The sequence below is a fragment of the Novosphingobium sp. BL-S-34 genome, assembly GCF_056857015.1.
In genome coordinates, this window is sequence record NZ_CM166473.1 from 121,235 (window position 1) to 145,000 (window position 23,766).

Sequence of the window (23,766 nt, forward strand, 5' to 3'; positions counted from 1 at the left end):
CGGGCCTGCCCACGTTCGGAACCCGCTTGCGCCTCAACGCATTTCCCGCTGCCGTTCGGTATGCTGGCGCGCGGCGCTGCCCTTGCCGTCGGCGATGAGCGACTGGAGATCCAGCAGCGCGCGGCCGGTGGCCATGCCGCCGTTGCAGGCGATGTAGCGCGGCTCCCAGAGGGGGGCGAACTTCTCCTTGTAGTTCCGCAGCCCTTCGAAGCCATAGAAGGCCTCGCCGTGGCGGAACAGCATCCCGGCGGCCCGCGCCCAGGTCGGCGCGAGGCGGCGCGCCTCGATGCCGGAGAGCGGCGCCAGGCCGAGGTTGAACCAGGCGTAGCCTTCCTGCCGGCCCCAGAGCATGAGACGGGTGAACAGGAAGTCCATGCAGCCATAAGGTACCTCGGCGCGGTGGCGCATGAGGTCGACCGAGAGTTCCTGCCGCCCCGCCGTCTTCCAGAGATTGGCGAAAGCGACGATCCGGCCCGCGCAGCGGACCACGGCCACGTCGCAGCGGGCGATATAGGCCGCATCGAAGCGGCCGACGCTGAAGGCTTTCTCGCGCTGGCCTTTTGCGCGCAGCCACTCGTCCGAAACCGCGCCAAGCTCGGCCATGAGGCCTGGCACGCGGGCGGCGGGGACGATGGCGAATTCGGCGCCCTCGCGCTCGGCGCGGCGCATGGCATGGCGCAGCGGCCGGGCGGCAGGGCCTTCGAGGCCGAAGCGGGTGAGGTCCACGCGGGCTTCCTCGCCGTATTTCATCAGCTGCAGGCCCATGTCGATGGCGATGGGCAGGACTTCGGGCGTGACCTGGTAGAGCAGGACGCGGCCCTGGTTGGCGTCCGCCCGCTCGCGCAGGCGCCAGAGCAGTTCGGGCCAGTCCGCGGGATCGCCCACGGGGTCTCCCATGACGATCCAGGAATGGCCCTGGACCTGGTACATCAGCATGCTGCGATTGTCGGGACCGGCCAGGAACAGCTTGTCCCCGGTGAGCGCCAGCATCGATTCCGAGCGGGTGGCATGGCGGAGTGCGGCGTCGACGTCGACCGCGACTTCATCCGGCAGGCGCGCCCGGCGCGAGGGGCGCAGGAAGGCGAGCAGGACCGAGGCGCACATCAGCACCGCGACGGCGAAGCTGGTGCGCAGATAGCGCGAAGCGTCGCCGGACCAGGCGAACTTCCACCAGAGGCTGCCGCGATAGGCGGGGAAAGTCTGGGCGAAGTAACCGATGACGATGGCCAGAGCGATCGTGGCGACCATCGCCAGGATCCAGTTGGCGCTCATCACGTCGGCCGTCAGCGCGGTTCGCCGCCAGAAGCCCTTGCGCGCCAGTTGCAGGATACCGGCCACCGCCAGCAGGGTGAGCGCTTCCTCCCAGTCCAGGCCCTTGATCAGCGAGAAGGCGGCCCCGGCCAGCAGCAGCGCGCGGGTGAGCAGAAAGGCCGCGTCCAGCCGGCGATAGAGCGCGGGGGCCAGCAGCAGCAGCAGCGTGCCCACCAGGCTGGCGGCGATCTGCGAGGCTTCCACGAAAGGCAGCGGCACGATGCCGCGGATGTCGGCCATGCGCTCGGGCAAGGCGGGGGTCGCGCCGGAGAGCAGCAGGATGGCGCCGCCCAGGAACACCAGCAGCGCCAGCGCGCGCGGGGCCAGGCTGACGATCATCGTCTCCCCCGCCTTCAGTGCCAGCACCGCGGGGCGGCGCCAGCGGGCATGTTCGTGGCGGACCAGCAGGACCATCGCGAAGGCCAGCGGCAGGAGATAGTAGACAATGCGGTAGACCAGCAGTGCGGCCACGAGTTCACCCGCCGGGATCTGCGGGCAGAGCGCGACCACCGTGGCTTCGAACACGCCGAGGCCGCCGGGAACGTGGCTCACCAGCGCGATGACGATGGCCAGGACGTAAGCGAGCAGCAGCGGCGGATAGAGCGCTATCGGCGCGTGAGGGAGCAGGACGTAGAGCGTGCCGCAGGCGGCGGCGATGTCCGCCAGGGCCACCAGGGTCATGCGTGCGATCGCTGCTGGGGGCGGCAGGTGCCAGCGCCGGGCTGTCAGCGCGCCGGCCGACAGCAGTACGAGCAGCCCGGCACCCACGGCATGCTGGACGCCCAGCGGAAGGACGTGCCCGGCCACGACCAATGGCCGGCGATGGACCAGCAGCGCCAGCGCGCCGGAGGCCAGCACGCCGGTCCAGAACGTGATCCCGGCAATGGCGGTGACGCGGGCGACTTCGCCGGTGCCGAGGCCTTTGGCGCCGTAGATGCGCAGGCGCGGGGCGGCGCCGGTCAAAAGGCCGAAGCCGAGGTTGTGGCTGAGGGTATAGCTGGTGAACGAAGCCAGCGCGGCCGTGCGATAGGGCAGCGGGCGGCCAATGGTGCGCAGGGCCATGACATCGTAGATGGTGAGCAGCAGGTAGCTCGCGCCGGTCAGCCCCAGTGCGGCGGCGAAGCGCCATGCGGGGATGGCGCGCGCGGTGCGGACCAGCGCGTGCAGGTTCAGCGACATCGCCAGCCGGTGCAGGCAGATCGCCGCCAGCGCCAGCACGAAAGCGGCCACGGCGAGCTGCGCGGGGATCGCCAGGCGGCGGGCCAGCGGCCGGAGGTGGGCGAAGCGGCGTTCGAGCGCCTGCAGGGTGCCGCTCGCGCTCATGACCGGCGTGTCCATGTCTGCGACTTGCAGATCAACCCGTGCAGGATGCAGCCGCTGATCTTGAGGTGCGCCGGATCGGGCTGGCGAATGCGGGAGAAGAAGCTCTCGCCCATGTCCGGCACGAAGACCTGCCCCTGCCAGCCGCCGTCTTCCTCGCGGTGGTAGTCGCGCAGGAGCTGGGTGCCGACGAGATGGCCGACGCCGGCATCCGTGGCATCGGCCACCGCCGCGCCGCCGACCCAGGTGACCGTTCCGCACAGCATCGCCCCACAAGGCGCGACCGAGACTTCCACGTCGCCGCGGGGATTGAGCCAGCGGCCGTAGGGGCTGATGCTATTGACCGGCCGGGCCGGGGCAGTAGCGGCCAGCGCGCCGATCAACAGCGGCGCGAGTCCCGGGAGGAAAGCGCGCAGGCGGGGACGCGGCAGGGTGCGCTGCAGAGCGCTCCGCAAGGCGCGGGTGAACGAAGTCATGAGGCGATCTCCGCGCCGCTCGTGAGGCGCTTGGCGAATATGCGGCCGGGGCCGAAATGCGCGGTCAGGGCGCCGCGGATCGCAGCGAACAGGCGGTCGGCGTCCTTGTCGAGGTAGTGGTCGCCGGGCAGGACGATCTGCGTCAGGCGCGGCAGGTGAAGCAGCGGGCAGAGGCTGTCCGGCTCGTCGCGGCCATGGATACAGACGACGGGAACCCAATCCAGCTTCATGGCGCTGGGCAGGGCAGGCGCGTCGGGCGGCGTGCGGTCCAGCCATTCGAGCGGCGAGACGCGCAGGAACACGGTGCGCGTGGGCACCGTCAGCACCACCATCGCGACATTGCGCCGCACGTCGGCGGGAAGATGCTCCAGCCCGACATGAACCATGTCGGAGCCGAACGACTGGCCGAGCACGATCACGCGGTCGGCATGGCCCAGCGCCATGGCGCGGTGGATGGCCTCGGCCAGCATGGCGGAAACCTCGGCGGGCGTGCGGCGGACCTTGAAGTATGTAAGCGAATTGACCGAGACGGTGGCCAGGCCGTGATCCGCGAGGCGGGTGGCCAGTTGCCCGCCCAGCCCGGCGCGCGGCCCCATGTCGCCCGAGAGCAGGACGGCGGCATAGCGCTCGCCCTTGACCGTGCCGGCGCTTGCCGCCGGCAGGTCCGCGAAAGGGCTGGCGTTCCAGGCGCCGAGCCATCCGAGCCAGGCGGCCAGCACGGCCGCGGCGACGATGACCACCGCGGCCAGCCAGGCGGCGCGGCGCCGCGACCGACGGGGTGCTGTTCCTCTCATGTTGCCAGCCTTCTTCATGCTGCCGGTCTGGGCGCGGGGACCTTGCCGCAGCGTGGAGCAAACATGGACTTTCCTTAATGTGACTCCGGCACGCCGTGCTGCGATAGTGCAGGGCAAGGGTGTAGCTTGCGGTCAGTCTCGTACTGGCGCCGAGGATCGTGCCGCTTCATGTTCGTTTCGCCCATCTCCCCTTTCCTTGCCGGCAGGCCCGGCTGCATGTCCTGCTGTGACCGAGCGGCTTTGGGCCAGGCGGCTTCCGGGCAGGAGGCTTTCGCGTGAGCGAGGCGCAGGACCTGGGCAGCCGCCGCAGGACGCGGATACTCAGCCTGTTGCCGATGCTGGGCGCGCTGCTGGCCGTGACCGGCGCGCTGACCTGGGGCGACATCTGGGCGCAGCGGCACTTCGGCCTGATCGGCCAGACCCTGCCCCATCCCCATGGCACGCTTTCGGCCGAGGGCTGGCGGCAGGCTCTGGACTTCACCGCGGACCCGGTGCCGGGGCCGCAGCCGGGGCTGGTCGTCACCAGCGTGCGATCGCGCGGCTATGCCGAGAAGGCGGGGCTGGCGGTGGGAGACTGGATCGAAAGCGCCGACGGCCACGAACCGCCGAGCCTGCAGGCCCTCGCCGAGGAGTTGTCTGAGCGCGGACAACGGCCTATTCACCTGAAGGTAGTGCACCAGGGCGCGGTCCGCACGATCGATCTTGCCCGGGAGCCGGGGCCGCAAGGGCTCTGAACCGCGATGTGAAGGGGCCGGGCGAAGAAATGGGTCACAAGCTGCTGGTCGTCGAGGACGACGACGCCACGGCGACCTATATCGCCAAGGGCATGGCCGAGGAGGGCTTCGTGGTCGATCGGGCCGCGAACGGGCGCGATGCGCTGTTCCTGGCCAGCGACGGGACTTACGATGCCATCGTGCTGGACCGCATGATCCCGCAGATGGACGGCATGTCGGTGCTGGGCGCCCTGCGCGCGGGCGGGATCGAGACGCCGGTGATCGTGCTGTCGGCGCTGGGATCGACCGATGACCGCGTGGCGGGGCTCACCTCCGGCGCGGACGACTATCTCACCAAGCCTTTCGCCTTTGCGGAACTGCTCGCCCGGGTGCGCCTGCTGGTGAAGCGCAGCGGCGGGCAGGCGGCGGTGGAAACCCGGCTGGCCTGCGGCGATCTGGAAATGGACCTGCTGGCCCGCAAGGTGCGGCGCGGCCGCCGCGCCATCGATCTCCAGCCGCGCGAATTCCGCCTGCTCGAATACTTCCTGCGCCATGTCGACGAAGTGGTGACGCGCACCATGCTGCTGGAGGCGGTGTGGGACTATCACTTCGACCCCGGCACCAATGTCATCGACGTGCATGTCAGCCGCTTGCGCCGCAAGCTGGACGAGGACGGTGCGACCCCGCTGCTGCACACCGTGCGCGGGGCGGGGTACCGCCTGGGACTGGCGGCTTGACGGGCGGCTTGACCGGCCGCTTAACCGGCGGCGGGGTCGCGCCCGCGCGCCTGCCGCGCTTCCTGCGCTCGACGACGTTCCGCCTTTTCGTTCCGGTCGTGCTGTTCCAGCTCGTCGCCACCGGCGGGGTGCTGACTTTCGTATGGATCGCCGGTCAGCAGAGCGTGCGGGACGAGCAGCGGGCGCTGGTCCAGGAACTGCGCGACGACTTGCTGGACACTTATCAGGACGGCGGATCGGCGGCGCTCCAGGCGAATATCGAGCGGCGGCTGCGCAGCGAGGGCCGCCGTGCGCCGGTCCTGCTCCTGGCCGACCGCGAGGGGCGCAGCCTGGTGGGCAATCTTTCGGCCCTGCCGCCGCCCGATCCCGAGGCGGGCGGCCAGTTCGAGACCGTGCTCTACCGCAGCGACAGCGCCCAGCCGCTGAACATGGCGCTATCCGAGACGCGGCTTGCGGACGGCACGATCCTGCTGGCCGGAATCGAGATCGGGCGCGACCTCAAGCTGCAGCACAGTTTCGAGCAGGCGCTGTTCGCGGCGCTGTTCCTGGCCTTGCCGCTGGCGATGCTGGTCGCGGTCCTGACCTCGCGGCTGGTGGGCCAGCGTGTCCACGACATGGCGCAGACCGCGCACCGGGTGGGCAGCGGCGCTTTCGACGCCCGCGTGACGCTGGACGGTTCGGGCGACGCTTTCGACGAGCTTGCCGGCGAGATCAACGCCATGCTCGCGCGGATCGAGACGCTGGTGGGCGAGCTGCGCGTGGTGGCGGAAGGGTTGGCGCACGACTTGCGCTCGCCCGTCACGCGGCTGCGCGCGGTGCTGGAACAGGCGGCGCTGGAGGCGCGCGATCCGGCTGCCGAGGCTGCCATGCAGCGCGCCCTGACCGAGGCGGATACGCTCACCCGCATTCTCACCACGGCGCTCCAGATCGGACGTGCGGAAGCCGGTATCGGCCGCGAGCGTTTCGAGCAGACGGAAGCGGGCGATTTCCTCGGCGATCTCGCAGCGCTCTACGAGCCCTATGCCGAGGACGCGGGCTTCGTGCTGCGGGCCGAGGCGCCGGTGGGGCTCACCGTGCTGCTCCACCGCGAATTGATGAGCCAGGCGCTCGGCAACCTGGTCGACAATGCCGTCAAATATGCCGAGGGCGGCAGCACCATCGCGCTTTTTGCCCGGCGGCGCGAGGGACAAGTCGTGCTGGGCGTGCGCGACGATGGGCCGGGGATCCCGGAAGCGCGCCGCGAGGCGGCCTTGCAGCGTTTCGGCAGGCTCGATCCCAGCCGCGCGGTCGCCGGCTCGGGGCTTGGGCTGGCGCTGGTCGAGGCCGTGGCGAAGCTGCATGGCGGGCGCGTCGAACTGGCGGAAACGCCGGGCGGCGGGCTGGAGGTCCGGCTCGGCATTCCGGCCTGACGCCGATCTCCGCGCCGATTTCCGCGCCGTTCAGACCGTTTCCAGTTCGCGCTCCCGTGCCGGCGTTGCCGGGCTGCCGCCCGGCGTCGCGGTGACGCGGCCGGTGCGCTCCAGCTTGCCCCAGCCGATGCCCTTGCCGGCGAAAGCGGCGCTCACCGCGCGGATCACCACGCTATACATGAGCTGGCGGTAGACGAAGCGCTGCGCCAGCAGCAGCAGCGGCCGGAAGCGCTCGCGGCGGGTGTCGAGCCGGTACGCGATCCAGCCGCAGGCGAGGTCCACCAGCGTGAAGGCCAGCCAGTAGGCGCCCATGCGCAGCACGTCGGTCTGGGTCTGGGCCCAGCCGTGCTGCGAGACGCGCAAGGCGGTGCCGGCGATCGAGATCAGCAGGGCAAGGTCGATGGCGGGCGAGATCACCGCGAAGACGATCTGGAACAGCCAGGCCTGCGGCATGCCGATGAAGGCGAGGCCGGAAGGACGGCCTTTGGCCAGGGTGCCGCGGTGCTTCCAGAGGCACTGGAGCGTGCCGAACGACCAGCGGAAGCGCTGCTTGGACAGCGCGCGGAAGCTCTCCGGCGCTTCGGTCCAGGCCACCGCGTCTTCGTCGTAGGCGATCTTCCAGCCCTTGCGCTGGATGGCGATGGTGAGGTCCTGATCCTCCGCCAAAGTGTCCTCGGGATAGCCGCCGACATCGTCGAGCGCTTCGCGGCGCCAGGCGCCGACCGCGCCGGGCACGACCATGATCGCGTCCAGCCGGGTCAGCGCGCGGCGCTCCAGGTTCTGCGCGGTGACATATTCCACGCCCTGCCAGCGGGTGACGAGATTCACGCGGTTGCCCACTTTGGCATTGCCCGCGACCGCGCCGATGGCGGGATCGGCGAACCAGCGCACCAGGCGCGAGATCGTCTCGCGTTCGAACTGGGTATCGGCATCGAGCGCCACGATCACGCCGCCGCGCGCATCCTTCAGCGCCCGGTTGAGCGCTGCGGCCTTGCCGCCGTTGACCAGGGTGAGCAGTTCGACGCGGGGATCGCTGGCGAACGCCTCGCGGACGATGGCGCTCGTCCGGTCCTTCGATCCATCGTCGGCGACGATGATCTGGAGCTGGCGATAGTCGCTTTCGAGCACGCGCCGCACCGAGGCCTCGATCACGCGTTCCTCGTTGAAGGCGGGAATGATGACGGTGACGAGCGGATCGCAAGTGTCCTCCGGCGCGGCCATCGGCTGCGGACGGCGCAGCAGGCTTGCCAGAGAGGCGAGGCCGATCGAGCGCAGCACGCCCAGCGAGATCGCGAAGAAGAACGTCCAGTTGAGCGCCACCAGGATCGCCGCCAGCGCGCCGAACAGCGCCACGTCGGCGCGAACGGCGGCCAGGTCCACGCCGTCGACCTTGGGCATCACCGCATCGTGCGAGAGGCCGGCAAGGGTGGAGACGGGCACGAACGTGTAGCCGTCCTGCTTCAGGCGCTCGATGATGACGGGCAGCGCCGCCACGGTCTGCGAACGGTCGCCGCCGCCGTCATGCAGCAGGATCACGTTCTCCGAACGGTCGGGCGAGGCGGATTCCACCTGCGCGATCGTGCTGTCGATCACATGCTGCACGCCGGGGCGCTTCCAGTCGTCCGGATCGACGTGGAGGCCGACCACCGTATAGCCGCGGGCGTGGGCGATGGCCGCCGGCACCAGTTCGTCGGCCGTGGTGGGCTCCGCGTCTCCGAAATAGGGCGCGCGGAACAGGCGCGTGGAGCGGCCGGTGGTGGCCTCTACCAGGCGCTGCGTGGCGTTGAGTTCCAGGCCGATGCCGGTCGCGGCTTCCTCGGCCATGTTCGGGTGCGTGTAGCTGTGGTTGCCGATCTCGTCGCCGTCGTCGGCGATGCGCTTGATGAGGTCGCGGTTGGTCAGCGCGTTTTCGCCCACGACGAAGAACGTGCCGGGGACGTGGTACTGTTCGAGGATCGAGAGGATGCGCGGCGTCCAGGTGGCGTCCGGGCCGTCGTCGAAGGTAAGGGCGACTTTCTTCGGCAGGGCGCCGATCCGGTGGACGACGTAAGGCGTGGGCAGGCGGGTGTAGCTTTCCGCCGAGATCATGCCGGTGGCCGCATCGAAATCGACCGTGCGGCTGCCTTCCTGCGGGGTGGCGGTCACGTCGAGGATCTCGCCTTGGCCTTCCACGTCGACATTGGCGGCCTGGACAAGGCGGGTGAGGTTCGGCCGCGTGCCGGTGCGCCAGGCCTTGACCGTGTTCCAGAAGCCGGGATCTTCGGAGCCGAGGCGCCAGAGCGCGATGTCGCCCACGCCCAGGCGCGAGAGAACCTGCATCTCGTTCCAGGTCGCGGCCGCATCCAGCATCCACACGTCGTGGCGGTGATCCTGGCCGTCCTGCGGATCGTCATAGGAATAGCCGGCATTGCCGCTCATGGCGTCGTACTGCGGCGGCGCGCCGCTGTCGTGCGCGTCGAGCCAGGCTTCCTCCACCGTCATGCTGTCGGCTTTGCCGTCGTGCCAGTTATAGGCGTATTCGCCCAGAGCGACGATCGCCTTGCCGCGCGGCAATCCGGCCAGGGCATGGGCGACCTTCTGCGCGAACCACGGGTTCGAAGCGATCGGGCCGGGCGTGCCGCCCTGCCAGTGCTCGTCATAAGCCATCAGCACCAGCCGGTCGGCGACTTGCCCGAAGGCGCGCATCGACCATTCGGGATTGTCGATCGGCATGGTGACCGAGACGATCCGGTGCTTGGGCGCCAGAACCGCGCGCAGTTCGCTCAGGAAGAGGCGCAAGTTGGGCAGGCTGGCGCTGGGCATGGTTTCGAAATCGACCATGACGCCGGCGGCCGAGGTCCGGTCGAGATAGGCGGCGACTTGCGTTTCCAGCGCGCGGCGGCGGACCGGGCGGGCGAGCAGGGCGGCGGTGGCATCGCCCTGCCAGTCACCGTCGACGGTATTCTGGAGCACCGGCACCACCAGCGGGCGGTGGAGCGCGGAGGAAAGGATGTGCTTCAGGCGCGCATCGTCGTCGACCTTGAGAGCGCCGGTCGCGTCTACGGAGAGGGTGGCCGGGGCCACCCAGTCCAGCCGATCGATATGGCGTTCCAGCGAAGTGGCGCTGTCGTCGCTCCAGGGCGTGTAGAAGCCCACCGTGATCGGCTTTGCACCGGGCGTCGGGGTCTGGACGGCGGCCTTGCCGAACAGGAACTTGCGTGCGCTGCGGGTGAGGTGGCCGATCTGCGCGCGGAACGGCAGGGGGGAGGCATGTTCGTAAGCGATGGGCAGCGGCGGCGGGGCCGGTACGCTGGCCACGGTCGTCGCGAAGACGACGCAGGCGGCGATCGCCAGCAGCAGCGCCAGGAACGACAGGCGGCGGACCCGGACGCGCCGGTTTCCGGTGGGGTCGAAGAAAACAGGTGCTGCCACGGCGTGCCTCACGAAGTTCCGGGCGGCGTGGGGGAACGCCGCCCGGAGGCTCATTGGTCTTCTGGAAGGTGCGGCCCGGGAACCAGAGGCAATGACGAGGGTGCGAATGTCAAATTCGGTTCCCGGACCGCATGGCCGTTCTAACCCCGGCGGCATGGAGCCGGCGTGGAGGCAAGGTTACAAAAGATTCATGTTGCGGCGCGAAGCTGGCGGATCAGAAGCGCTTCTTCTCGGTGACGTCGAGCTGGACGACGCGGCCGTCGTGGATGGTCAGGGCGATCTGGCCGTAGCGCAAGTCCTGCAGGGCCTCGCGGACTTTTGCGAGGCTTTCCTCGAGATTGCGCTCGGACTGGCTGTCGCGGGTCATCAGGCTTCCTCCGCCAGTGCAAAGGTCCGGGCCCGGCGTGCGGCGATGGCGACCGTCTGGCCGATCCCGGGCGGCGGCTCATGGGCATCCACGTCGATCTCGACGATCGTCTCGCTGCCGTGGAGCCGTCCTTCGACGCGCCAGGCGCCGCCCTTGCGGAACACGTTGTCCACCAGCAGCTGCCCTTCGCCCCGGCCGCTGGCCGCGGTGACGATCTCGATGTCGTGCGGGCGGATGTGGCGGCCGTCGGGCAGGCGGTTGGTCTCGCCCACGAAGTGCGAGACGAAAGCGGTGGCGGGCTCCATGTAGACTTGCTCGGGCGTGCCGATCTGGTCGATCCGGCCGTGATCCATCACCACCACGCGGTCGGCGAGTTCGAGCGCCTCTTCCTGGTCGTGCGTGACGAAGATCGAGGTGAGCCCCATCTGCTTGTGCAAGTCGCGCAGCCAACGGCGAAGGTCCTTGCGGACTTTGGCATCGAGTGCGCCGAACGGCTCATCCAGGAGCAGCAGGCTCGGTTCGATGGCCAGCGCGCGGGCGAGCGCCACGCGCTGGCGCTGGCCGCCGGAAAGCTGGCCGGGATAACGGTCGCCCAGCCCTTCCAGCTGGACCACGCGCAGCAGTTCCTGCGCGCGTTCCTTGATCTCCGCCTTGGCGGGGCGCAGCCTGGCCTTGCGCACGCTGAGGCCGAAGGCGATGTTGTCGGCCACGGTCATGTGGCGGAACAGCGCATATTGCTGGAACACGAAGCCGACATTGCGCTTGCCCACGGGAATGTCGGAAACGTCCTGCCCGTCGAAGTAGACATGGCCCTCGTCCTGGAACTCCAGGCCGGCGATGATGCGCAGCAGGGTCGTCTTGCCGGAGCCGGAGGGGCCAAGCAGGGCGATGAACTCGCCCGGCTGGATCTCCAGGTCGATGCCGTGAAGCGCCGGGTAGTTGCCGAAACGCTTGGTGATGTTCTGGACGCGGATCAATGGCTTGCTCCCGAGTGAAGGTCGAAGCGCCATTCGAGCACGCTCTTGAGGACGAGCGTGACGAGGGCGAGGGCGGCCAGCAGCGAGGCGACCGCGAAGGCTCCGACGAAATCGTATTCGTTGTAGAGGATCTCGACATGCAGCGGCATGGTGTTGGTCTCGCCGCGAATATGGCCGGAGACGACCGAGACCGCGCCGAACTCGCCCATGGCGCGGGCATTGCAGAGCAGCACGCCGTAGAGCAGGCCCCAGCGGATGTTCGGCAGGGTCACATGCCAGAAGGTCTGCCAGCCGTTCGCGCCCAGCGAGAGCGCGGCTTCCTCGTCGTCCTTGCCCTGCTCCATCATCAGCGGGATCAACTCGCGCGCGACGAAGGGGAAAGTGATGAACACGGTGGCGAGGATGATGCCGGGCACGGCGAAGATGATCTTGACGCCGTGCGCCGAAAGCCAGGGCCCCAGCAAGCCCTGCGCCCCGAACAGCAGCACGAAGATCAGGCCCGAGACCACCGGGGAGACCGAGAAGGGCAGGTCGATCAGCGTCAGCAGCAGGTTCTTGCCGGGGAAGCTGAACTTGGTGATCGCCCAGCTTGCGGCAAGGCCGAAGACCATGTTGAGCGGCACGCTGATCGCCGCGATGATGAGCGTCAGCCGGATCGCCGAGAAGGCGTCGGGGTTGGTCACTGCGTCCAGGAAGGGACGGACGCCCTGCTTCAGCGCTTCGCTGAACACCGCGACCAGCGGCAGCATCAGGAAGAAGGCCAGGAAAGTGAGGGCAAGGCCGATCAGCAGGACCTGTGCGGTCCGGCTCTCGGTGCCGGGAGCGTGCCGCCTCATGCGCCGAGCCTCCTGCGACGGATCGACTGGAGCGCGTTGAGCGTGAAGAGCACCGCGAAGGACACCAGCATCATGACCATGGCGATGGCCGTGGCGCCATCGTAATTATACTGTTCGAGCTGGGTGACGATCAGCAGCGGGGCGATCTCCGTGCGGCCGGGCATGTTGCCCGAGATGAAGATCACCGAGCCATATTCGCCCACGCCGCGCGCGAAGGCCAGCGCGAAGCCGGTGAAGAGCGCGGGCAGGATCGCCGGGAAGATCACGCGGGCGAAGGTCTGCGCCCGGTTCGCGCCCAGGGTCGCGGCGGCTTCCTCCACGTCCTTGCCCAGGTCGGCCAGCACCGGCTCTACCGAGCGGACCACGAAGGGCAGGCCGATGAAGATCAGCGCCACGGTGATGCCGATCGGCGTGAAGGCCACCTTGATGCCCAGCGGATCGAGGTACTGGCCGACCCAGCCGCTGGGCGCGTAGAGCGCGGTCAGGGCAATGCCGGCAACGGCGGTGGGCAGGGCGAAAGGCAGGTCCACCAGCGCGCTCACCACCCGCTTGCCGGGAAATTCGTAGCGCACCAGCACCCAGGCCACGAGCAGGCCGAAGACGGCGTTGACGAAGGCCGCGGCGATGGCGGTGCCGAAGCTCAGGCGATAGGCGGTGAGGGCGCGGGAGGAAAAGCCCACGTCCACGAAAGCGTGCCAGCCCATGCCGGCCGACTTCAGGAACAGCGTGGAAAGCGGGATCAGCACGATCAGGGAAAGCCAGGCCAGGCTGAACCCGAAGGTCAGCCCGAAGCCGGGCAACACGGAGGGCGCACGCCAGCTGGCCTTGCGCGTCGTCATGGATGGCATCTGCAGTGGCCTGCTCGATTTCTGGCGCGAAAGGCGCGGTTTACTTCTTGGTGTAGATGCGGTCGAACACGCCGCCGTCGTCGAAGAAGGTCTTCTGCGCCTTGGTCCAGCCGCCGAAGTCCTTGTCGATGGTGACGAGGTTCAGCTTCGGGAACTGCCCGGCGAACTGTTCCGCGATCTTGGGGTCGCTGGGCCGGTAGAAGTTGCGTGCGATCGCGACCTGGGCCTCGGGTGTGTAGAGATACTCGAGGTAGGCCTTGGAAACCGCTTCGGTACCGTGCTTCTTCGCATTGTTCGCGATCACGGCGACCGGCGGCTCCGCCAGGACCGAGATCGAGGGGACGACGATCTGGAACTTGCCGGCGCCGAGCTTCTTTTCGGCCAGCAGCGCCTCGTTCTCCCAGGCCAGCAGGACATCGCCGATGCCGCGTTCGACGAAAGTGGTCGTGGCGCCGCGCGCACCGCTGTCAAGCACCGGAACTTGCGCGAAGAGGCGCTTCGTATACGTCTCGGCGGCGGCATCCGATCCGCCCGCCTTGCGGCCATAGGCCCAGGCGGCCAGGAAGTTCCAGCGCGCGCCGCCGCTGGTCTTGGGATTGGGCGTGATGACCTGCACGCCCGGCTTCACCAGGTCGGCCCAGTCGTGGATGCCCTTGGGATTGCCCTTGCGGACCAGGAACACGATGGTGGAAGTATAAGGCGCGCTGTTGTCAGGCAGGGCCTTCTGCCAGTCGGCCGGGAGCAGCTTGGCCTTGTCCGCGATCACGTCGATGTCATAGGCCAGCGCCAGGGTGGCGACGTCTGCTTCCAATCCGTCGATGATGGCGCGGCTCTGCTTGCCCGATCCGCCGTGGCTCATGCGGAAGGTCACGTCCTGGCCGGACTTCTTCTTCCAGTAGGCGGCGAAGGCCGGGTTCACGGCCTGGTAGAGTTCGCGGGTGGGGTCGTAGGAGACATTGGTGATCTCCACCGCGTTGCCCGACTTGCCGCCCGAGCAGCCCGCCAGAGAGGCGGCCAGTGCCGTTGCGGCGGCCACCGAAATAAACAGGCGGCGATTGAGGGTTCCGGCTTTCATCGTGTCATGTCTCCCGTCAGAAGGCGCATTGCCTAAACTCAATCGATTTGGTTGACATTAAATATGTATTTGCAGGGTGGCAAGTCCACCTTTTGGCCGATGCCGAACTCCGCGGTTTCCCAAGGGTTCGGCGGCCCCGCCAGCGCCGAAGCGCGCGAAAAGAGCGCCCTTCGGTGCGTTTCCATAAGGACGGCTCCGTCTCGGGCCCTACCCAAAGGGAGCAGCGCCCCATCGTGCTGCAAAGCCCCGCACCCTTCAACTGCGAGAAAACCCGGGTGCCGCCGCGACCGATTCAGCCGAGCTGGGTGCCCTCGATGGTGATGCGGTGCATCTCGCGGCGATGGCCGTGGTAATCGTTGTAGGCGTAGTGCCAGGTGGCACGGTTGTCCCAGAAGGCGATCGAACCTTCCCGCCAGTGGAAATCCTCCTGGAATTCCGGGCGGCGGCAATGGGCATAGAGTTCTTCGAGCAAGCCGCGCGAGTTCTCTTCGGACAGGCCCTGGATGTGCAGGGTGAAGCTGGGGTTCACGTAGACTGCGCGCTTGCCGCTGAGGGGGTGCGTGATGATGACCGGATGGACCGGGTCGTCCAGCAGGTCCGCAGCGCCGGCATTGCCGATTCGGCCGTCCCGCCGGGTGTCCTGCGCGGCCTCGTAAGCGCCGGCCCTGCTTCCGAAGACATGGCGTGCGGAATGGACGGCATGGCGTCCCTCCACTTGCGCCTTGAGCCGCGGCGGCAGGGCATCATAGGCGGCGTACATCGAGGCGAAGGCCGTGGATCCGCCTTGCGGCGGCAGTTCGCGGGCCACCAGGATCGAGCCCAGCGCGGGGGCGAAGTCGTAGGAATGGTCGGTGTGCCAGCCGCCGCCGATATTGTGCTGCTGGTCCGGTTCCTTCACCACCAGCGCGATTTCGGGATAGACCGAGTGGGCGGTGAAGAAGCGGTTGATGTTGATTGCGCCCCAATGGCGGGCGAAGTCGATATGCTGCTGTTCGGTGATGGACTGGTCGCGGAAAAAGACCACGCCATGTTCGGCAAAAGCCGCGCGCATCGCCGAAAGATCGTCTTCCGCCAGCGGACGGGCGAGGTCGATCCCGAGGATTTCGGCGCCGACGCGCCCATGCTTGCGGATTTCAATCGGCATTGTACGAACTCCTGACCGGGTATTCTCAACCTATTTGATTGAGTTTATCCGGTCAAGCCGTCCCAGCCCTCTCCTGGCAAGCGTTTCGCCGCAGTTCAGGCCCATCCGGTCGGGCCTGCGGAGCGGGAAGCTCAGTAGTTCACATATACCGGATTGGTCATGAAGAGCCGCTGCGCTCCGTCGCGCAGTTCGAAACGGATTCAGTGGCGCTGGCCGTCCGAGGTCCACTTGAGCGGCAGGGCCTGCCGCGCTTCGGTCAGGCTCTCGGCCGAGAGTTCCGCCGCCGGCTGGCCGTCGACCAGGCCCACGAGCTTGCGGCCTTTCGCGCCCGTGATGGTGAGCGCCAGTTCCAGCGTCTGGCCGGCAGGCAGCGCGAAGGCATCCCCGACCGTTCCCGCACGGGCGCCGCCGCGCGCCGAGAGATCGAAACCGAGGCCCGGTTTCCCGGTCATGTCGATCATGACGTGGCCCGCCTTCACGGCATCGAGAATGGCGCGTTCGGACAGTTCCGGCGCCCGCACCAGCGTGGTCGGGAAGCCGACGCCGAGACGGCCGAGATCGACGTCATGGTTGTCGCTGCCGCCGATCGCGGTGATGCGGCGGCCCTGGGCGAGCTGCTTTTCCCAGATCGCCACATCACCCCCGGCGTCCCCGCCGCCAAGCTGCTTCCAGAGGTTGCCGCTGTTCATCACTTCCATGGCGTCGGTCGCGGCGTAAGTCGCCTCGGGGGCGGACCAGCCGCAGCCGCGGCAGCGGAAGTCAGTGGGCGATCCCGGATGGTTGATCGAGAACAGGCCGCCCGCGGCATGGGCGCGCTCGATCATGGTCGCCATGTCGGGCATGGATTTCTCGCCGAGGCGGTGGTCGATATATTCGGTGGTGCCGAAGACGTTGGCGTGGCCCTGCTCGGTGGTCATTTCGCGGCCGGGGATCAGCAGGATATCGTCGTAGAAGGGCTGGAGTTCGCGCATCGAGCCATAAAGCGCGACATTGTTGTGATCGGTGATCGCCGCGAAATCGAGATGGGCCGCCAGCGCGGCATCCACGGTGCGGTAGAGCGGGCAGGGCACGCTGCGACCCCGGCGGCTGGTGCAGAAGCCGTCGCTATGGCCGGTGTGGAGATGGAAGTCGCCGCGATACCACTTGTCGGCCACTTCCAGCGGCTCGGGCGAGAAGGTCGAGACGGCTGGCACTTCGCCCGGCCGCCAGAACCAGATGCGGGCGGTATAGCGCGAGGTCACCCCTTCGCCGATATAGGAAACGCCCAGATCGAGCGACCAGCGCCGCCCGCCGACCGGCCCGGCGATGAACGAGGGCGTGGCGTTGTTCTCGTCGATCACGACGGTGTGCTTGTTGCTGCCGCTCCAGCCGCGGAACGTCTTGCCGTCGAACAGGCCGAGGTTGATCACGGTCTTCCCGTCCGGGCGGGTATATTCGTACTCCACGCCGATGCGGGTAACGCCTCCGGGGACGTCGAACGAGACCGGGACGTTGCGCTGGTAGTCCGAACGGTCGACCGTGCCGGTCAGCACGAGGTCCGGCTTCTCATGCCCTTTTGCCAGAGGCACCTTGTCCCATTCCGGCAGGTCCTGCGCGATTGCCTGGTGCGACCCGAGGGCAGAAGCGAGAAGGACGGCGAGCGAGGCGAGGCGGGAGAAGGTCTTGGGCATGTCGATTGTCCCCGGAGGTGAGGGTTCCGGCGGGCGCGGCCAGGGCGCCCGCCGGAGGGAGAGGGCGGAGAGGCCGATCAGAACCTGAACGTCACCGCGCCGCGCACGCTGCGGCCGAAGATCGAGCGCGCGATGTAGACGAGGTCACCCACTTCCTCGTTGTCGATCGAGCCGGCGCGGGGATTGCCCTCGGTCAGGCCGATCGTGTTGGTGAGGTTGTTGACGTAGAGGTTGAAGGTCAGCCGGTCGTTGACGTCGAACTTGGCGTTCAGGTCCACCGTCGAATAGGCGGGCAGGCTGATCTGGTTCGCCACTTCGGCATAACGCTGGCCGTAGTAGGCGAAGTCCGCCTCCACGCGCAGGCGGTTGTCCATCAGGTTGACGCCCGGAGTGATGCGGAAGCTGTGCTTCGGCACGCGGATCAGGCGGTTCTTGGAATAGTCGACGACCTGGCCGCTGGAATTGGTGTAGACGAAGTCGGTGAAGCGCGCGTCCTGCCAGGTCCAGTTGGCGTGGATGTCGAACCACTTCGCGGGGCGCCAGGTGGCTTCCAGCTCGGTGCCCCAGGTCTTGGTGTCGCCGTAGACCGTGTTGAGCACATATTGCCCGGCCGCGTTCTGGCGATAGTCGCTGATCTCGTAGCTCTTGTAGATCGAGTTGAAACCGGTGAGATAGACGTCGAACGTGGGCGAGGCATACTTCAGGCCGACCTCGTAGAAGTCCATCTTCTGCGTGACCGGGCTGGCCGCCGCATTGCCGAGGAAGCTGGAGACGCTGGGCAGGCGGAACGTGGAGGTGAAGCGGGCGAAGGCGCCCATGCGCGGCTGGAGCTGGTAGTTCGCGCCCAGCGTCCAGGCCATGTGATCGTACTTGCGCGAGAACGGCGCGAACACGCCCGAGCCGACCAGCACCGCGTCGTCGGCGGCGGTGGCGGACTGGCCGAGGTTGATCGTGCTCTTGCCTTCCACCTGGCCGCTGGTCTTGATCTGCTCCCAGCGAATGCCGCCATCGACGCGCAGGCGGTCGGTCAGCTTCCATTCGTCGCTGGCGTAGACGGCGATGGTGTCCGACTTGCCGAAGGCGTTGTTGAATTCCGAGCCGTAGCTGGCGATGCCGTCATTGGTGAACTGGTAGAGCGTGTTGCCGGCCGCATCGCGCAGCACGGCGTCGAGCAGGGCGGCATTGTCCTTCACGTCGGTGAAGATCGCCGCCGAGTTCGAATGGTAGGTTTCCTTGACGTGGGCATAGTAGAAGCCCAGCGCCAGGTCGTGGTGGCCGGCCAGTTCGAAGTCCTGCAGGAAGCGGGTGTCGGAAACGAACTCGTCTTCGGGAATGGTGAAGGAACGGGCGAGGTTGAGCAGGGCCAGGCCGTTGCCGTTGGCATTGGCCAGGTCCATCGGGCCGCTGCCGTTGGTATAGTTGAAGCCCAGCGTCTGGCCGGCGGCCGTGTCGACGTACTTGCCATAAGTCGAGGACAGCAGGTCGGCGGCCGAGGCGACCGTGCGCGGGGTGATCGAGTTGCGCTTGGTGTAGCTGTCGCGGTAGCGCATCTTGTGCTCGACGCGCAGGCTGTCGGTCAGTTCGTAGTCGAATTCGCCGGTCAGCTGGGTGAGCTTGATGGTGGTGCCGATGCCGTTGTCGAACTTTTCCACGCCGTCCGGCGTCAGGAAGTCGAAATAGCGGGTTTCCTTGCCGGCGATGATGTCGCGCTTGGCGTTGAAGCCGGGCACGCCCACCGGATCGCCGTTGCTGTCGTTGACGAAGGGCGTGACCATGGCGTTGCCGATGCGCTCGTCGATGCGCTTGACGCCCAGCATGAGCGAGCCGCGCTCGAACTCGCGCGAGATCGTGGCGCGGATCTGGCCGCCTTCGTCCTGGCGGTAGCCGGTGTGGCGCTGGCCGTCCGACAGGCGGTAATAGCCGCCGACCAGGAAGCGCCAGTCGCTGCTACCGATCGGGCCGCCGACCCAGCCGTCCACGCGGTGCGAATTGTAGTCGGCCACTTCGTAGCGGACCGAACCTTCCAGATGGTCGCCGCCGCGCCGGGTGATGAAGTTCACGACCGCGCCGGGGGCGTTCGAATAGAAGATCGACGACGGACCGCCGCGCACCACTTCGATGCCCTGGATGGTCTGGTCCATGCGCAGGGCCTGGTCGCCGTTCAGCCAGCCGAGGCCGGCGTCGTGCTGGATGGTGATGCCGTCTTCCAGCAGCGAGAGCGCGGAGAAGCCGTCGGTCGGGATGCCGCGCACGCGGATATTGCCGCTGGCCTCGCCGGAGGAACTTTCGATCCAGAACCCGGGCACGTTCTTCAGCGCCTCGCCCACGCCGATGGGCGCCTTCATCTGCAGTTCGGCTTCGGATATCGTCGAGATGGCGTAGCTCGCCTCGACTTTCTTCTGCGCACTGCCGGCGCGCGCGGTGACGATGATGTCGTCACCCGATCCGGCGGCGGGGTTGGGCGCGGCTTCGTCGGCATGGGCGATGCCCGAAGCGCAGGCGAAGACGGCCATCGCGCAGGCCGAGGCCTGCACGCGGAAACGGGACTTGAACATGGATGCGACCCCTGTATTTGCTGTGCGGGCCGCATATGGTAGCTATAATTATCATTTTTATGACACCACGCGGCATTTGCGGTGTCCGGAGCACGAATTGGACCCTGACAAACCCCCTTACCGCAGGCCCATGCAGGAGCGATCGCGCAAGACATTCAATGCCTTGCTCGATTCCGCCGCGCATCTGCTGGGGGAGGTGGGCATCGAGCGCATCTCGACGAACCAGATCTGCGAGCGCGCCGGAATGACCCCGCCCGCGTTCTATCGTTATTTCGACGACAAATACGCGATTCTCCATGCCCTGGCCGAGCGTTTCATGGAGCGGCAGAACGTGGCGCTACAGGCCTGGCTGGACAATTACCGCGAGGCCGGGCTCGACGTGATCGAGGGCAAGGTGGTCGAACTGATCCGCACCATGCATGAGATCACGGCCAGCGAGCCGGGCGCCTTGTGGATCATGCGGGCGCTGCGGGCGATCCCGAGCCTCACTCCGATCCGCCTGTTCTCGCACAACTTCGTCTCGGACCTGCTGACGGACATGTACATGCCCTATCTCGCGCATGTTCCGCGTGAACTGGTGCTGCGGCGCACCCGCATGTCGGTGGAGATCGCCTATTCGCTGGACGAGATGCTGAAGGAAAAGGAAATGGACGCAGAGGCGCTGTTCGCCGATGCCGGCCATGTCTTCAGCGCCATGTTCCATTATCCCGAATATGCGCGGCCCGGGCACAAGGGCCCGGATTGATCGCGATTTCGCAGCTGCAGTTGGCCGCCGCCCTCAGGCTTCGGCGCTGTCGAAGACATATCCGAACGAACGTACGGTGCGCGGCAGGTGCGGCACCTGCATCGAGCGCAGCTTGCGGCGCAGGCGGCTGACCCAGGAGTCCACGGTCCGCTCGTCGCAGACCTCCACGCTCTTGCCCAGCACGCCGATCAGTTCGCCGCGCGTGAACACCCGGTTGGGATTGCGCGCGAAGTGATTGAGCAGGCGCTGCTCATTCGATTGCAGCGGCACGACCAGACCCCGGTACCGGGTGAGATGCGAATCGGGCTGGATCATCAGCTCGCCGATCTGGATCGCCGGGGTTTCCTTGCGCGCGGCCGCAGCAGGCTGGTAGATTCGCAGGCGCTGCACGAGCGCATGCGGGGTGAGGGGCGCGATCAGGTAGTCGTCCGCCCCCGCGTCCAGCGCACGGGCCTGGGCGCGCGGATCGGCCTCCGGCAGGATCATCGTCATGTGCAGGGGATGGTCGTTGATGCGGTCGCGCAGCAGCCCGCAGAGCTGAAGTCCCGACATTTCCGGCAGAAGCCAGTCCACGAAGATCCAGGTCGGGGCCCTGGCGGGCCGCGCGCAGAGTTCGGTTGCGTTCATCACCGCCGCCTCGAAGGAGAGGAAGTTGTCACGAACGGCGCTGACATGGGCAAGGTCGCCCGAGGTCAGCACGATGTCGCCAGATTTGATCATGGTATCCTGCAGTTTCGATACGAATGATCCGGCCACATAGTGCCGTGATCGCCGCCATGCACATGTCAAATTTGTCATGTTCGGCCGGCCGCGTGTCGCCACAATTGCGTCAAGAAAATTACAAGAAAGCAACACGGATGTGACGCGGGTCGCGCCTAGTCAGCCTCCCTGTCGCCCCGCCGGGCGGGCCCCTTGCCGCGACTGCAAGGAGGAAGACCAAGCATTTCAGGGAGTTTTCGCATGATTCGCCACGCCATCCGTCTGGCGGCCACTTGCAGCATCGTCGCGTTGAGCCAGGCGCCGGTAGCCGCTTTCGCCGATGAAGCCGCAACAATCGCTCCCGCTGCCGACAGCGCCGCCGCGGCCGACAGCGACGGCTCGGTGCCGATCATCGTCACCGCCACCAAGCGCGAGACCGACCTCCAGAAGACTCCGATCGCCATCGCCGTCATCGGCAGCGCGGATATCGAGAAGCAGCACGTCCAGAGCCTGATCGACCTGGCCAGCGGCACCGTGCCCTCGCTGCGCGTCGCCACGTTCGAAGCGCGCCAGTCGGCCCTTACTGTCGGCATCCGCGGCATCGTGCCGTTCGACGCCAACCAGACCGCGCGCGACCAGGGCGTGGGCGTCTACCTCGACGGCGTCTACCTCGGCCGCCAGCAGGGCCTGAACGCCGCGCTGTTCGACGTGCAGCGCATCGAAGTGCTGCGCGGGCCGCAGGGCACGCTGTTCGGCCGCAACACCGAAGGCGGCGCGCTCTCGATCGTCACCAAGGCGCCCACCGGCGAATTCGGCGGCCGCGTTTCGGCGGGCCTCGGCAACTATGGCCAGCGCGACGGCGAAGCGCACATCGACTTCCCCGAGTTCCACAACATCTCGGTAAAGGTAGACGGCGTCTACCAGCACCAGGATGCCACGGTGAAGAACCCGCTCGCGGGGCAGACCGGCTGGAACTACTACGACCGCGTCGGCGGCCGCATCCAGGCCCAGTGGAAGCCATTCGAAGGGCTGACGGCGAACATCTCGTACGACAAGTCGCGTGACGACAACACGCCGATGTACAGCCAGCTCATCAACTACAACCCGAACAACCTGACGGTCGCCACGCTGGCGGATATCGCCAGTCAGGGCGGCAAGCTGAAGGCCGGGCAGATCGCCCCGCTTTCCCCGCTCGTCCAGGTCAGCGGCGACAAGCGCATGAAGACCGCGGACATCGGCGTGCCGCAGCAGCCCAGCGTCGACCGCACGCAGGGGGTGATGGGCAACCTCAGCTACGACCTCAATCCGAACCTGACGCTGCGCTCGATCACCGCCTGGCGTGACGTCCACACCGACCAGTACGACAACTCTGGCGGCGCTCACCGCACCGTGTTCCTGCCGAACGCCAAGTTCAGCCGCTACTCGCTCTCGTTCCTCGACCAGAACCAGTTCAGCCAGGAACTCCAGCTGGTCGGCAGCCTGCCGCACCTCGATTTCGTGGCCGGTGCCTACTATTACAACGAGCACGCCAGCGAGAACGCCGCCACTCCCAGCTCCAACCAGTGGAACGCGGACGGCTCCGGCTACACCGTGCTGAGCCCCAGCGTCTCGGGCGTTGTGAGTTCGTCCAACCAGGGCTGGGACGACAGTTCGCTGTTCCTCCAGCGCGACAGCCACGCCAAGGCCCAGAGCCTGGCCGCCTTCGCGCAGGCCACGTATACGCCTGCCGGGCTTGACCAGGTCCACCTGACCGCCGGCGGCCGCTTCACGCACGACAAGCGCGACGGCGTGCTCGATATCGTCAACGGCGCGGCTTACGATTACACCTTCCGCTACCGCAAGGACCGCTTCGACCCGATGGTCACGCTGGCCTATGACGCCACGCAGGACGTGAACCTCTACGCCAAGTACTCGACCGGCTACCGGGCCGGCGGCGCCAACGACCGCTCGCAGACTTTCGACGCCTTCGGCCCGGAAACGGTGAAGTCCTATGAAGTCGGCGCCAAGATGATGTTCCTGGATCGCAAGGTTCGCCTGAACCTGGCCGGCTACATCATGGACCGCGATGGCACCCAGGTGGACTTCGACAACGTCAACACCGATCCCACCAGCCCTTACTTCAACCTGCACACGCAGGAGACGCTGAATGCGCCGGGCACCACCAAGATCCGCGGCGTCGAGGCGGAACTGAACGTCCACCCCACGCACAATCTCACGTTCGGCGCCTCTTATGCCTATACCTATACGCGTGTGCCGCGGACGCTGAATCCGTTCCTCAGCACGGCCGACAACCCGGTCTACCAGAACGTCTTCATCGTCTACACGCCGAAGAATGCCGCTTCGGCCTTCGCGGACTACACGGTGCCGGTGGGCAGCGGCGACGAAAGCGTCCAGGTCCATCTCGACGCCGCCTATGCCGATGCGCAGTACAGCTTCGAGGACGAAGACGTGAAGGCGCAGAGCAGCTTCATCGTGAATGGCCGCATCGCCCTTGCCGACATCCCGATGTCCGACAACGGCACCAAGCTGACGGTCTCGGTCTGGAGCCGCAACCTCCTCAACGAGACGCACATCTACCGCCTGTCCTACGCCAATGCGAACACGCTGGGCGCTTACGGCAACTTCAATCCGCCGCGCACTTTCGGCGTGGAGGGCACCGTCAACTTCTGACGTTTCACC

General features: G+C 67.3%; 18 protein-coding genes. 5 read left to right on the plus strand and 13 right to left on the minus strand.

Going from position 1 to position 23,766, the window contains the following annotated elements:
• Window positions 1–33: 33 nt before the first annotated feature.
• The 3 genes from mprF to AC1VV3_RS14905 are packed head-to-tail and all read right to left on the minus strand — an operon-like array spanning window position 34 to window position 3,901.
• The gene (gene mprF, locus AC1VV3_RS14895; RefSeq protein WP_482962681.1) at window positions 34–2,649 is read right to left on the minus strand and encodes a bifunctional lysylphosphatidylglycerol flippase/synthetase MprF; all 2,616 of its coding nucleotides are present in this window, start codon (window positions 2,647–2,649) and stop codon (window positions 34–36) included.
• Window positions 2,631–3,107 carry a DUF2147 domain-containing protein gene (locus AC1VV3_RS14900; protein ID WP_482962682.1) on the minus strand — a complete coding sequence of 159 codons (477 nt, stop codon included), beginning with the start codon at window positions 3,105–3,107 and terminating at the stop codon, window positions 2,631–2,633. Before AC1VV3_RS14900 ends, mprF begins: the two co-directional genes overlap by 19 nt.
• A complete protein-coding gene (locus AC1VV3_RS14905) occupies window positions 3,104–3,901 on the minus strand; it encodes an AcvB/VirJ family lysyl-phosphatidylglycerol hydrolase (RefSeq protein ID WP_482962683.1) in 798 nt (265 codons plus the stop codon). The genes AC1VV3_RS14900 and AC1VV3_RS14905 overlap by 4 nt, the downstream gene beginning before the upstream one ends.
• A gap of 275 nt (window positions 3,902–4,176) precedes the next feature.
• Between AC1VV3_RS14905 and AC1VV3_RS14910 the strand changes: the two genes are divergently transcribed.
• Genes AC1VV3_RS14910 through AC1VV3_RS14920 form a run of 3 tightly spaced genes read left to right on the plus strand, consistent with a single transcriptional unit; the run spans window position 4,177 to window position 6,760 of the window.
• Window positions 4,177–4,635 carry a PDZ domain-containing protein gene (locus AC1VV3_RS14910; RefSeq protein WP_134095973.1) on the plus strand — a complete coding sequence of 153 codons (459 nt, stop codon included), beginning with the start codon at window positions 4,177–4,179 and terminating at the stop codon, window positions 4,633–4,635.
• 29 nt (window positions 4,636–4,664) lie between these two features.
• Window positions 4,665–5,351 carry a winged helix-turn-helix domain-containing protein gene (locus AC1VV3_RS14915; RefSeq protein ID WP_482962684.1) on the plus strand — a complete coding sequence of 229 codons (687 nt, stop codon included), beginning with the start codon at window positions 4,665–4,667 and terminating at the stop codon, window positions 5,349–5,351.
• An 8-nt stretch (window positions 5,352–5,359) separates the two neighbouring features.
• Window positions 5,360–6,760 (plus strand): sensor histidine kinase, encoded by a 1,401-nt coding sequence (locus tag AC1VV3_RS14920; protein ID WP_482962685.1) that lies wholly within the window; start codon window positions 5,360–5,362, stop codon window positions 6,758–6,760.
• A gap of 30 nt (window positions 6,761–6,790) precedes the next feature.
• Here AC1VV3_RS14920 and AC1VV3_RS14925 read toward each other — a convergent pair whose 3' ends face one another.
• The 9 genes from AC1VV3_RS14925 to AC1VV3_RS14965 all read right to left on the minus strand — a co-directional run bounded on the left by AC1VV3_RS14925 (window position 6,791) and on the right by AC1VV3_RS14965 (window position 19,643).
• Window positions 6,791–10,171 (minus strand): trifunctional glycoside hydrolase family 18/polysaccharide deacetylase/glycosyltransferase family 2 protein, encoded by a 3,381-nt coding sequence (locus tag AC1VV3_RS14925; RefSeq protein ID WP_482962686.1) that lies wholly within the window; start codon window positions 10,169–10,171, stop codon window positions 6,791–6,793.
• A gap of 214 nt (window positions 10,172–10,385) precedes the next feature.
• Window positions 10,386–10,538, minus strand: coding sequence for a YezD family protein (locus AC1VV3_RS14930; protein WP_132268813.1), 153 nt, complete (start codon window positions 10,536–10,538; stop codon window positions 10,386–10,388).
• Complete coding sequence (locus AC1VV3_RS14935; RefSeq protein WP_243654394.1) at window positions 10,538–11,515, minus strand: sulfate/molybdate ABC transporter ATP-binding protein; 978 nt, start codon at window positions 11,513–11,515, stop codon at window positions 10,538–10,540. The genes AC1VV3_RS14930 and AC1VV3_RS14935 overlap by 1 nt, the downstream gene beginning before the upstream one ends.
• Window positions 11,512–12,351, minus strand: a complete 840-nt coding sequence (cysW, locus tag AC1VV3_RS14940; protein WP_442047312.1) for a sulfate ABC transporter permease subunit CysW — start codon at window positions 12,349–12,351, stop codon at window positions 11,512–11,514. Before cysW ends, AC1VV3_RS14935 begins: the two co-directional genes overlap by 4 nt.
• Window positions 12,348–13,190: a sulfate ABC transporter permease subunit CysT gene (gene cysT / locus AC1VV3_RS14945; RefSeq protein WP_243654393.1), complete on the minus strand. Its 843-nt coding sequence runs from the start codon at window positions 13,188–13,190 to the stop codon at window positions 12,348–12,350. The genes cysW and cysT overlap by 4 nt, the downstream gene beginning before the upstream one ends.
• A 49-nt stretch (window positions 13,191–13,239) precedes the next feature.
• Window positions 13,240–14,274 carry a sulfate ABC transporter substrate-binding protein gene (locus tag AC1VV3_RS14950; protein WP_132268807.1) on the minus strand — a complete coding sequence of 345 codons (1,035 nt, stop codon included), beginning with the start codon at window positions 14,272–14,274 and terminating at the stop codon, window positions 13,240–13,242.
• 292 nt (window positions 14,275–14,566) lie between these two features.
• Entirely contained in the window at window positions 14,567–15,418 is an 852-nt protein-coding gene (locus AC1VV3_RS14955) for a TauD/TfdA dioxygenase family protein (protein WP_442047314.1), read from the minus strand.
• Between the two features lie 200 nt (window positions 15,419–15,618).
• Window positions 15,619–17,088: a CehA/McbA family metallohydrolase gene (locus AC1VV3_RS14960; protein ID WP_482962687.1), complete on the minus strand. Its 1,470-nt coding sequence runs from the start codon at window positions 17,086–17,088 to the stop codon at window positions 15,619–15,621.
• Between the two features lie 77 nt (window positions 17,089–17,165).
• Window positions 17,166–19,643, minus strand: a complete 2,478-nt coding sequence (locus tag AC1VV3_RS14965) for a TonB-dependent receptor (protein WP_482962688.1) — start codon at window positions 19,641–19,643, stop codon at window positions 17,166–17,168.
• Between the two features lie 130 nt (window positions 19,644–19,773).
• Here AC1VV3_RS14965 and AC1VV3_RS14970 point away from each other — a divergent pair, with 130 nt between their 5' ends.
• Entirely contained in the window at window positions 19,774–20,388 is a 615-nt protein-coding gene (locus AC1VV3_RS14970) for a TetR/AcrR family transcriptional regulator (RefSeq protein WP_132268800.1), read from the plus strand.
• A gap of 33 nt (window positions 20,389–20,421) precedes the next feature.
• Here the strand turns inward: AC1VV3_RS14970 and AC1VV3_RS14975 are convergent, their stop codons facing one another.
• Window positions 20,422–21,108 carry a response regulator transcription factor gene (locus AC1VV3_RS14975; RefSeq protein ID WP_165921495.1) on the minus strand — a complete coding sequence of 229 codons (687 nt, stop codon included), beginning with the start codon at window positions 21,106–21,108 and terminating at the stop codon, window positions 20,422–20,424.
• Between the two features lie 240 nt (window positions 21,109–21,348).
• Between AC1VV3_RS14975 and AC1VV3_RS14980 the strand changes: the two genes are divergently transcribed.
• Window positions 21,349–23,757 carry a TonB-dependent receptor gene (locus AC1VV3_RS14980; RefSeq protein WP_482962689.1) on the plus strand — a complete coding sequence of 803 codons (2,409 nt, stop codon included), beginning with the start codon at window positions 21,349–21,351 and terminating at the stop codon, window positions 23,755–23,757.
• Window positions 23,758–23,766: the final 9 nt, after the last annotated feature.